The organism is Microvirga sp. P4_G7, assembly GCF_056401005.1.
The window spans coordinates 1-9,498 of sequence record NZ_JBFUKD010000070.1; the positions used below are offsets into that span (position 1 = coordinate 1).

Below are 9,498 nucleotides of genomic sequence, written 5' to 3' on the forward strand. Positions count from 1 at the left end.
CCCAATCGTCGGGCACCAGGATTCGACGTGGAAACGCGCCGATCATACCCTCCAAGGCACTGATATGCAGATCTGCCACCAGCACAGGGATGTTGGCGTTCTCCAACAAGGATTGTAGGAAGCCGATCGTAACGAGATCGTTGGTGCGGACGATTTCGATCATCGGGGTTAGGCTACTCCCTTGCGGCAAGCTTTCGCGTTGCAGCACGGAAACCGCCATGCCACGGTGTGGTCCATATTCCTACCGGCCATTTCGGTCGGCAACCCGGGTTTTCAGCGTGGGCGTCGTCGTTCCCTTCGAGGAAAAGCATTCCGACAAGAATGCCGGTATCGAAAAGCTCGTTTCCCTTGTGTCCTCGGACATGGAACGCGTCAATGCGATGATTTTGTCGCGTACGGGATCGGATGTCACCATGATCCCCGAGGTGGCGACGCATCTGATTTCCTCCGGCGGCAAGCGCTTGCGGCCGATGCTGACGCTCGCGACCGCCGGGCTCGTCGACTATCGCGGCGAGGGCCATATCAAGCTCGCTGCCAGCGTCGAGTTCATGCACACCGCGACTCTTCTCCACGACGACGTGGTCGACGAAAGCGACATGCGCCGCGGCAAGGTGGCTGCTCGGATCAAATGGGGCAACGAGGCGAGCGTGCTCGTCGGCGACTTTCTGCTTGGCCAGGCCTTCAAGATGATGGTCGAGGTCGGGTCGTTGCGCGCCCTCGATATTCTCTCCTCGGCCGCCTCGGTGATCGCCGAGGGCGAGGTGATGCAGCTCGCCGCCGCCAAGAACACGGAAACCACCGAAGACGAATATCTCGCCGTCATCCGTGCGAAGACGGCGGAATTGTTCGCCGCCGCGTGCGAAGTCGGACCGGTCCTCGCCGATCGACCCAAGGCGGAGCACGCCGCGTGCCGTTCCTACGGCATGAATCTCGGCATCGCGTTCCAGCTCGTCGACGATGCGCTCGACTACGGCGGCACGGCAGCCGCGCTCGGAAAGAACGTCGGCGACGATCTGCGCGAAGGCAAGATCACCTTGCCGGTCGTGTTGTCGTTCCGCCGCGGCGACGCCCAGGAACGCGCGTTCTGGAAACGTGTTCTCGAAAAGAATGAGATCGAAGACACCGATCTCGATCATGCCGTCTCCATCATGCGTCGCCACCGCGCGCTCGAAGACACCATCGAACGCGCGAAGCACTATGGCGCAATGGCGCGTGATGCACTGGCGCTGTTCCCCAACGGACCAATGAAACAGGCGCTGTTGGAGACCGTCGATTTCTGTATCGCGCGGGCGCATTGAGCGGAGCATCGAGACGCTCCGCGACGGAATTCACAGGCTCAGCGCAGGACCGTCGCCGTTGTCCACCAATCGGGCTTGGCGCAGTTCATCGCCTTCGCTGCCTCGTCGGCTTTCGCCCGATCGTCGTACAACCCGAAGACGGTCGCACCAGAGCCGGACATGCGCGCGAGTCGGCACCCATCGGTGCCCGCCAACAGTGCAAGCGCCTCGGTGATGAGGGGCTGCACGCTGCGCGCCGGCGGTTCGAGATCGTTGCGTGCCTGCTTCAGTTGCGCCACGATCGAGCGATCGCAATTCACGCGGATGTCGGGGTGCGTCAGACCCGGTAACGCCTGCCCCGGCTGCAACCCGAGCGCCTTGAAGACGGTCGGGGTTTCGACCGGTACGCGTGGATTGACCAGCACTGCGAAAAGCGGCGGCAATCTCAATGCGGCCGACACGTTTTCACCGATCCCGCGCATCATGCGCGCACGCGGTTCGAGGCACACGGGAACGTCGGCGCCCGTCAGGCGTGCGGCTTCCCGGATCAGCGGATCCGCGAGCGACATCCCGTTGAGGCGCGCGAGAAGACGCAATGCGCCCGCAGCGTCGGACGAGCCACCGCCGATCCCCGCGGCGACAGGAAGACGCTTCGTCAAATGGAAAACGCCGACGCGCAATCCCGCATGCAAATCAGAAAGGCTGCGCGCAGCCTTCATGACGAGATTGTTTGCGTCGCTGCCGGCCATCGGCGCGGCCGGACCATCCACCGTCAAGCCGAGCGAAGGGCTTGGTGAAAGGGACAGCGAGTCACCCACGCTGGCAAACGCAACGAGACTCTCGAGCTCGTGATACCCGTCCGCCCGCCGCCCCAGCACGTGGAGCGTCAGGTTGATCTTCGCGGGAGCGCGCGTGGTGAGCGGTCCGGACATGCCGCACTTTCTGTCGTGACGCGCTGCGGTTCTGAAAGCGTTCAGCCGCCGTTCGGCTTGGGCTCGGTCGCGGGAGGCCCCTTCTCCTCGGACGGAGCGGCATCCAAGCCGTTGGCGATCTTCTTGAGGATCTTTTCGAGATCTTCCGGTTCGGGGTTGGAATCCTTGGCATGGTTCCACTGGAACCGCGCCTCGTTCTCGCGGCCGACCTTCCAATAGGCATCGCCGAGGTGATCGTTGATGACCGGATCGCCGGGTTTCAGTTCGATCGCCTTGTCGAGTTCGCGCACCGCGTCGTTGTAGCGGCCGAGGCGATAATAGGCCCAGCCCAGCGAATCGATGATCATGCCGTCGCGCGGAGCAAGTTCGGCGGCCTGGGTCAGCATCTTGAACGCTTCGTCGATGTTGGTGCTCTGATCGACCCAGGAATAGGCGAGGTAGTTCAGCACCTGCGCCTTAGCGGAAGGCATCGTGTCCGGCACGAGTTCGAGCGCCTTCTTGAGATCGGCTTCGCTCTGTACCCATTGCTTGGCCCGCTCGTAGGACGAGCCGCGATAGAAGTACAGGATCCAGTGGCCGCGATCCGGCTTGCCGATCAATTCGATCGCCTTCCCGTACGTCTCGGCCGCTTCCGCGAACTTCTTGCGCGAGCGCTGAACGTTGCCGAGCGCCATGACGACTTCGACATCCTCAGGGCGTTCCTTCATGAGATTTTGGAGATAGCTCACGGATTCGTCGCCGCGCCCGAGCAGTTCGAGATTCTGACCGATGGCGATATCCGCGCTCGGCCGCACGGGCGTATCCTTCGGAACACGCGCGAAAACCTCGTTTGCGCGATCGTATTGCTTCAGCTTCTCGTAGAGGTCGCCGAGCGTCACGAGGGCGAGCGGGTGATCGGGATTGAGGAACAGGCCGAGCCGCAAATAGATGATCGCGGTCAACTCGTCGCCCTGGCCGCTGCCGACGACGCCGAGGCCGTAGAGCACTTCGGCCGCGCCATCCTGCGCCGAGGTGATCAGCGGCTTCAGGGGCTTGCCGGCCTTGATCGCATCGACCGAGGCGCGCACGATCGGATGGCGCGGCAGTGCTTCTTCGAACGCCTGATAGATGGCGAGCGCCTGGTCCTTGCGGCCACGCGAGGATTCGAAACGGGCGTAGGCGTCGACGATCTGCAGCGTGTTGCGGCCGCCTTCATACGCCGCCTTGAAACGCTTCTCGGCTTCCGCGTCGTTGCCGGTGAGCTGTGCGATCAGCGCCGCGTGGTATTCGCGAAACTGATTGAAGGCCTGTTCGTTCTTCAGGCGATCGACTGTCGCAAGGGCGGCTTTTCCGTTGCCGGCGCCGGCCTGAGCCCATGCGGACAGGAGCGTTGCGGTCACGTCGGCCTGTCGACCGCGTCCGCCTTCGTTCAAGCTCGCCCGGGCCTGCGCATATTTGCGCGCCTTCATGGACCGCACGCCGAGCGTGAACTGCGCCAGGCCATTGTCCTTGTTGCGCGCGACGAGACGTTCGGCCGCGCGGAACGTGTCGGTCATGGAGCCGTTGGCGAGGAACGCCACGAAGGCGCGCTCGAGCAATTCCTGGTTTCGCGGATCGGCCTCGACCGCGTGCCTGTAGAACACCGTGGCTGCGTCGGTATCGCGCGCCATGCCGGCGACATACGCGGCGAGGAAATTGCCCTCCAGCGTGGCCGCAGGCTGAATAACCTCGTTCGGATCGCTATTGGTGGCAAAAGCCGGGCCGGCCGTCAGGCTCAACGACAGCACAAGGGCAGACAGGCCCTGGCGGACCAGGGTCGATTTTACATTTGGCACGAAGGGCGGCTCCAATCATCGCGACACCCTTGTGGGATGCCCGCCAATTCAGGCCGGAGAATGGCGGTTCCCGTTCGCGTCGGCAAGGGCGTCGTTGCCGCGCTGCGGTAATCTTTCTGCGAGGAGCCCCGGCCGCGGCCGGAYGCCCCTCAAATCCTTACATATTCACGTAATTCGGCCCACCCCCGCCCTCCGGCGTGACCCAGTTGATGTTCTGGTTGGGGTCTTTGATGTCGCAGGTTTTGCAGTGGACGCAATTCTGCGCATTGATCTGGTAGCGCAGGTCCGCGCCCTCTCCGACCCATTCGTAGACGCCGGCCGGGCAATAGAGCTGGGACGGTCCGCCGAAGACATCGTGCTCGGACCGCTTCTGCAGGTCCTCGTCCTTCACCTGCAAATGGGGCGGCTGATCCTCTTCATGGTTGGTGTTCGACAGGAACACCGAGGACAGCTTGTCGAAGGTCAGAACGCCGTCCGGCTTGGGATAGGTGATCTTCTTGACCTCTGACAGCGGCTTCAGAGTCTCGTGATCAGCCTTGCCGTGCCTCAGAGTGCCGAAAGGGGACATGCCGAAGATCTGGTTCAGCCACATGTCGAGGCCGCCGAGCCCGACGCCGATCGCCGTGCCATATTTCGACCATAGGGGCTTCACGTTGCGCACGCGCTTGAGATCCTGGCCGATGGGCGAGGAACGCCACGCGTCGTCGTAGGACGAGACGTCGTCGTTGACCCGCCCGGCCTGGAGCGCTTCGAAAAGATGATCGGCGCACAACATGCCGGACAAAACGGCGTTGTGGCTGCCCTTGATGCGGGGCACGTTGACGAAGCCCGCCGCGTCACCCACCAGGCATCCGCCCGGGAAGGTGAGGCGCGGGACCGATTGCCAGCCGCCTTCCATGATGGCGCGCGCGCCATAGCCGATCCGCTTCGCGCCTTCGAAGACGTCCCGGATCATCGGGTGGGTTTTGAAGCGCTGGAATTCGTCGAACGGGGAGAGGGTCGGATTTTTATAGTTGAGGTGCACGACGAATCCGACGGAAACCAGATTGTCGTCGAAATGGTAGAGCCACGACCCGCCGCCCGAATCGTTCGGAAGAGGCCAGCCCATGGTGTGGCGCACCAGGCCCGCCTGATGGTGCTCGGGCTTGACCTGCCAGAGCTCCTTGATGCCGATCCCGTATTTCTGGTGGTCGCTCGTGGCATTGAGACTGAAGCGATCGACCATCTGCTTCGTCAGCGAACCCCGGGCCCCTTCGGCGAAGACCGTATACTTGGCCCGCAGCTCCATGCCCCGTGTGAAACTCGCGTTCGGCTCCCCTTCACGACCGATGCCCATGTCTCCGGTGGCAATGCCGGCGACTTTGCCGTCTTCGATAAGGACTTCGGCGGCCGGGAAGCCCGGATAGATCTCGACGCCGAGTTCTTCCGCCTTGCGTCCGAGATAGCGCGCCACGTTGCCGAGCGAGCCGACGAAATTGCCGTGGTTGTTCATGAGCTTGGGCATGAACATGTTCGGCAGGCGCATGCCGCCCGCAGGCCCGAGATAGAGGAACTCGTCCTTGACGACCTGGGTATGGAGCGGGCGGTCAGGATCCGAACGCCACTCGGGCAGGAGCGCGTCGAGGCCGATCGGATCGATCACCGCGCCGGACAGGATGTGGGCGCCCACCTCCGATCCCTTCTCGACCACCACGACAGACACGTCTCCACCTTTTTCAGCAGCGGTTTGCTTCAGCCTGATGGCTGTCGCCAAACCCGCCGGGCCGCCCCCGACGATGACCACATCGAATTCCATCGATTCTCGGGCGGGCAGATCCATGACGTCTCCTGATACGATACCGGGCTTCGGACAAACCGTTCACATGTAAACGATTGATCTAAGCGTTCGCGGGCGAGCCTCAAGTCAAGCTGGAAATCTTCCATTCAGGAAATCGCCGGGCGCGGCAAGAGGATTTTCGGCCGTTGTCCACGGCGGTCAACCCGCTTAAGGAAGTGCATGATGGCCGAAGACGTCCACGATAGAGCCGCCCTGGAGGCGATCCTCGACTTCTATGTCGAAGCGGGAATCGACCTCGCGCTCGACGAGGAGCCGCATGATCGGTTCGCCGAGGCGCCGCCAGCGCCACGCGCCCTGCGCGAGGAGCGCGAGCCTGCTCCGTCCCCGCCACCGGCGGCGGCTCCCCTGCGCGCCCTGCCGCAAGCCGCGGTTGCGCCGGAAGACGCAGCACTCCTCGCTCGCGAGCAGGCGCGTCACGCCCAGTCCCTGACCGAACTCGAAACCATTCTGGCGGCCTTCGAGGGATGTTCCCTGAAGTTCAGCGCCAAGAACCTGGTTTTTGCCGACGGCAATCCCGAGGGGCGTGTGATGCTGGTGGGCGAAGCCCCTGGCGCCGACGAGGATCGGATTGGCAAGCCCTTCATGGGCCGTTCGGGTCAGTTGCTCGACAGAATGCTCGCCGCAATCGGCCTCGACCGTACCCAAGTCTACATCGCCAACGTCGTGCCCTGGCGCCCGCCCGGCAATCGAACGCCGACGCCACAGGAGATCGCGATCTGCATGCCGTTCATCGCCAGGCAGATCGAACTCGCCAAGCCGGACGTGCTCGTCTGTCTCGGCGGGCCGGCGGCGCAGAACCTTCTGAACCTGAAGGACGGGATCCTGAGAACGCGCGGCCGCTGGTTCAGCTACGCCACGGAGGGCGGCAGCAACATCCGCGCCCTGGCGACGCTCCATCCGGCCTATCTCCTGCGCCAGCCATTGCAGAAGCGTCTCGGATGGCGGGATTTCCTCGCTCTGCGCCGCGCCCTCGACGGAGCGCCGGAGACGGAGACGCCCGCGTAGGCGTTTGCTCACCTTGAAGACCGATCCGATTAACCCATTTGCGTCAAGCACGGCAGGAACTTCGCCTCGTCCTGCGGACTTGATAGCTTGCCGTGTGGCACGTTTCTGAGTGGACCAATCATGCGCTGGGATGACTTCCGAACTTCGTCGAACGTGGAAGACCGACGCGGCCTGCCGATACCCGGCGGTCGGGGCGGGCTCGGGATCGGCACGATCGTCATTCTCGGGCTCGTCGGATGGGCGCTCGGGATCGATCCGAGAATTCTGATCGGCGGCGCCGAAATGCTCAACCAGGGCACGAGTTCCGGCTATCAGCAGCAGCAACAACAAGGACGAGAAGGTGCGCCCCAAGACGAAGCGGGCCGCTTTGCCGCCGCCATCCTGGGCAATACCGAGGACGTCTGGAAAGAGGTCCTGCCGCAACAGGCCAACCGACCGTATCAGGCACCCAAACTCGTTCTCTTCTCAGGCGCGACGCGATCGGGCTGCGGGTTCGCCCAATCGGCCATGGGGCCGTTCTACTGCCCCACGGACCAGACCGTCTATCTCGACCTGTCGTTCTTCCAGGACATGAAGACCCGCTTCCGTGCCGGCGGTGATTTCGCCTACGCCTACGTGATCGCTCACGAGATCGGTCACCACGTGGAAAATCAGCTCGGCATCCTGTCGCGCGCGCAAACGCGGCAGCGGGAGGTCGGGCAACCGGAGGCCAACCAGATCTCCGTTCGCGTCGAGTTGATGGCCGACTGCCTCGCGGGCGTCTGGGCGCACCATTCCCAGCAGAAATGGAACGCCATCGAGCAGGGCGACGTGGAACAAGCCATCGCTGCGGCGCAAGCCATCGGCGATGATCGCCTGCAACGCCAGTCGCAAGGCACGGTCGTCCCGGATTCCTTCACCCACGGCTCATCCGAGCAGCGCGCCCGCTGGCTGATGACGGGATTGAAGACCGGCCAGGTTCAAGCATGCGACACGTTCAGGGCGAGCCGGATCTAGAACGGATATCGCGACTTGCAATTCTGCGCGTCGCGTCCGACCCTGCCGATCTTGTCATTGCAGGCGTGATCCATGTCGCTCGATACTGCTCTTCCTTTCGTGCCTCTCACGATCGCCGTGCTCACGGTGTCCGACACGCGCCTTCTCGATGACGATCGTTCCGGAACGCTCTTGAGCGATCGTTTGATGGCCGCGGGCCACACGCTCGGCGACCGCGCCATCGTGACGGACGATCTCGATGCGATCCGCACAAAGGTCGAGGGCTGGATCGCCGATCCCGCAATCGACGTCGTCATCACGACGGGTGGCACCGGCTTTACCGGGCGCGATGTGACGCCCGACGCGATCGAGCCGCTTTTCGACAAGCGAATGGACGGTTTCTCCGCCGTGTTTCACCGCATCTCGTACGACAAGATCGGCACCGCGACGATCCAATCGCGCGCGACGGCGGGACTTGCGGGGACAACGTTCATTTTCGTTCTGCCCGGATCGCCGGGCGCCTGCAAGGACGCTTGGGACGGCATCCTCGCGGGACAGCTCGACTATCGCCATCGGCCGTGCAACTTCGTCGAGATCATGCCGCGGCTTGACGAGCATCTGAAGCGCAGCAAACTACAGGGCGGTTGAAAGTCGGCTGCCCTTCAAGCCGTGCGCGTTGAGATAGATCTCCAGCGCTTCGATATCCTGCCCCGCATTGGCGAGGCCCACATGGCCGTCTGGACGGATGAGATAGAGCGCGTCCTTCACAAGGCCGGCCTTGTCCGCAACCTCGCTCCAGGAAAACACGTGTAGCGCAAGACCGCGTTCGACAGCCGTCTCTCGGAGTTTCACGTCCGCTTCGCCGTAGACGTGAATCTGCCAGTCGAGCGCATTGAGCGGTTCGAAATTGTCATGGTCACCGTCGGAGACCCACGGCAGGCGATCGCCTCCCTCCACGGCGCCGGCGCGGCCGATGCTGATCGGCGAACCCCGGTATGTGATGCGGATCTGCGAGATGAGCTTGAACATCAAGCGCTGCATGGCGGTGAACCGCAAGGCCCAGGGAACGACGTCGGGCAGGAAGAAGCTGCGAAAGACGCGGCCCCCGATCTTGCGATCGACCATTGCCTGGAACGCCTTGTCGGTGCTCGACACGAGCGCGCGCGCAAAGGCGATGCGCTCGGGCTCGTAGGATTCGAGGAGCGACGCATCCGCGCGTCCCTGCAAGACTTCGGCGAGCTTCCAGGACAGATTCACCGCGTCGCCGATGCCGGTATTCATGCCCTGTCCGCCGGCCGGCGAATGGATATGGCCGGCATCGCCCGCGATAAAGACGCGTCCACCGCCGAAATTTTTGGCGACACGGTGATGGACACGGTAGCTCGAATACCAATTGACCTTCTCGACCGTGATGCCGAACAGCGTTTCGACGGTCGGGCGAATATCGTCGAACGTGATGGCCTCCTCGCCTCGTAGTGCTTCCGGGATGACGCCGATCAAGCGATGCATCCCCGTGCTTCGCACCGGCAGCACAAGGCAGAAATCCTTCGCATTGAGACACATGTTCACGCCGCCGCCAGCCGCTTCGCCGCTGGCGCGCACGTCCGCGACGAAGAAGCTTTGTTCGTAGGTACCACCCTCGAAGCCGATATCGAGAC

The 9,498-nt window shown here is 63.2% G+C and carries 9 protein-coding genes; 4 read left to right on the forward strand and 5 right to left on the reverse strand.

Annotation, left to right across the window (positions count from 1 at the left end):
* Positions 1–220: putative signal transducing protein (locus AC1DT3_RS05630; RefSeq protein ID WP_477464265.1), on the reverse strand; the 220-nt coding region annotated here is incomplete at its 3' end.
* A 58-nt stretch (positions 221–278) separates the two neighbouring features.
* On the opposite strand from AC1DT3_RS05630, the gene AC1DT3_RS05635 reads away from it, so the two are divergent.
* Positions 279–1,298: a polyprenyl synthetase family protein gene (locus AC1DT3_RS05635; RefSeq protein ID WP_477464266.1), complete on the forward strand. Its 1,020-nt coding sequence runs from the start codon at positions 279–281 to the stop codon at positions 1,296–1,298.
* 38 nt (positions 1,299–1,336) lie between these two features.
* Here the strand turns inward: AC1DT3_RS05635 and AC1DT3_RS05640 are convergent, their stop codons facing one another.
* The 3 genes from AC1DT3_RS05640 to AC1DT3_RS05650 all read right to left on the reverse strand — a co-directional run bounded on the left by AC1DT3_RS05640 (position 1,337) and on the right by AC1DT3_RS05650 (position 5,842).
* The gene (locus AC1DT3_RS05640) at positions 1,337–2,209 is read right to left on the reverse strand and encodes a 4-(cytidine 5'-diphospho)-2-C-methyl-D-erythritol kinase (RefSeq protein WP_477464267.1); all 873 of its coding nucleotides are present in this window, start codon (positions 2,207–2,209) and stop codon (positions 1,337–1,339) included.
* Between the two features lie 41 nt (positions 2,210–2,250).
* The gene (locus tag AC1DT3_RS05645) at positions 2,251–4,023 is read right to left on the reverse strand and encodes a tetratricopeptide repeat protein (RefSeq protein ID WP_477464268.1); all 1,773 of its coding nucleotides are present in this window, start codon (positions 4,021–4,023) and stop codon (positions 2,251–2,253) included.
* A 157-nt stretch (positions 4,024–4,180) separates the two neighbouring features.
* Positions 4,181–5,842, reverse strand: coding sequence for an electron transfer flavoprotein-ubiquinone oxidoreductase (locus tag AC1DT3_RS05650; RefSeq protein WP_477464269.1), 1,662 nt, complete (start codon positions 5,840–5,842; stop codon positions 4,181–4,183).
* Between the two features lie 180 nt (positions 5,843–6,022).
* Between AC1DT3_RS05650 and AC1DT3_RS05655 the strand changes: the two genes are divergently transcribed.
* From AC1DT3_RS05655 to moaB, 3 genes are all read left to right on the forward strand, one after another.
* Positions 6,023–6,865, forward strand: a complete 843-nt coding sequence (locus AC1DT3_RS05655) for a uracil-DNA glycosylase (RefSeq protein ID WP_477464273.1) — start codon at positions 6,023–6,025, stop codon at positions 6,863–6,865.
* A 120-nt stretch (positions 6,866–6,985) separates the two neighbouring features.
* Complete coding sequence (gene ypfJ / locus AC1DT3_RS05660; RefSeq protein ID WP_477464270.1) at positions 6,986–7,861, forward strand: KPN_02809 family neutral zinc metallopeptidase; 876 nt, start codon at positions 6,986–6,988, stop codon at positions 7,859–7,861.
* A gap of 72 nt (positions 7,862–7,933) precedes the next feature.
* Complete coding sequence (moaB, locus tag AC1DT3_RS05665; RefSeq protein WP_477464271.1) at positions 7,934–8,488, forward strand: molybdenum cofactor biosynthesis protein B; 555 nt, start codon at positions 7,934–7,936, stop codon at positions 8,486–8,488.
* On the opposite strand, the gene AC1DT3_RS05670 is transcribed toward moaB, so the two are convergent.
* On the reverse strand, positions 8,474–9,498 hold a 1,025-nt coding region (locus AC1DT3_RS05670), incomplete at its 5' end, for an FAD-dependent monooxygenase (protein WP_477464272.1). The two genes, moaB and AC1DT3_RS05670, sit on opposite strands and share 15 nt — an antisense overlap.

Excerpts from the sequence above, each read along its gene's own strand:
- ypfJ (WP_477464270.1), top strand. The coding sequence starts at position 6,986 with ATGCGCTGGGATGACTTCCGAACTTCGTCGAACGTGGAAGACCGACGC.
- moaB (WP_477464271.1), top strand. The coding sequence starts at position 7,934 with ATGTCGCTCGATACTGCTCTTCCTTTCGTGCCTCTCACGATCGCCGTG.
- AC1DT3_RS05655 (WP_477464273.1), top strand. The coding sequence starts at position 6,023 with ATGGCCGAAGACGTCCACGATAGAGCCGCCCTGGAGGCGATCCTCGAC.
- AC1DT3_RS05640 (WP_477464267.1), bottom strand. The coding sequence starts at position 2,209 with ATGTCCGGACCGCTCACCACGCGCGCTCCCGCGAAGATCAACCTGACG.
- AC1DT3_RS05650 (WP_477464269.1), bottom strand. The coding sequence starts at position 5,842 with ATGGATCTGCCCGCCCGAGAATCGATGGAATTCGATGTGGTCATCGTC.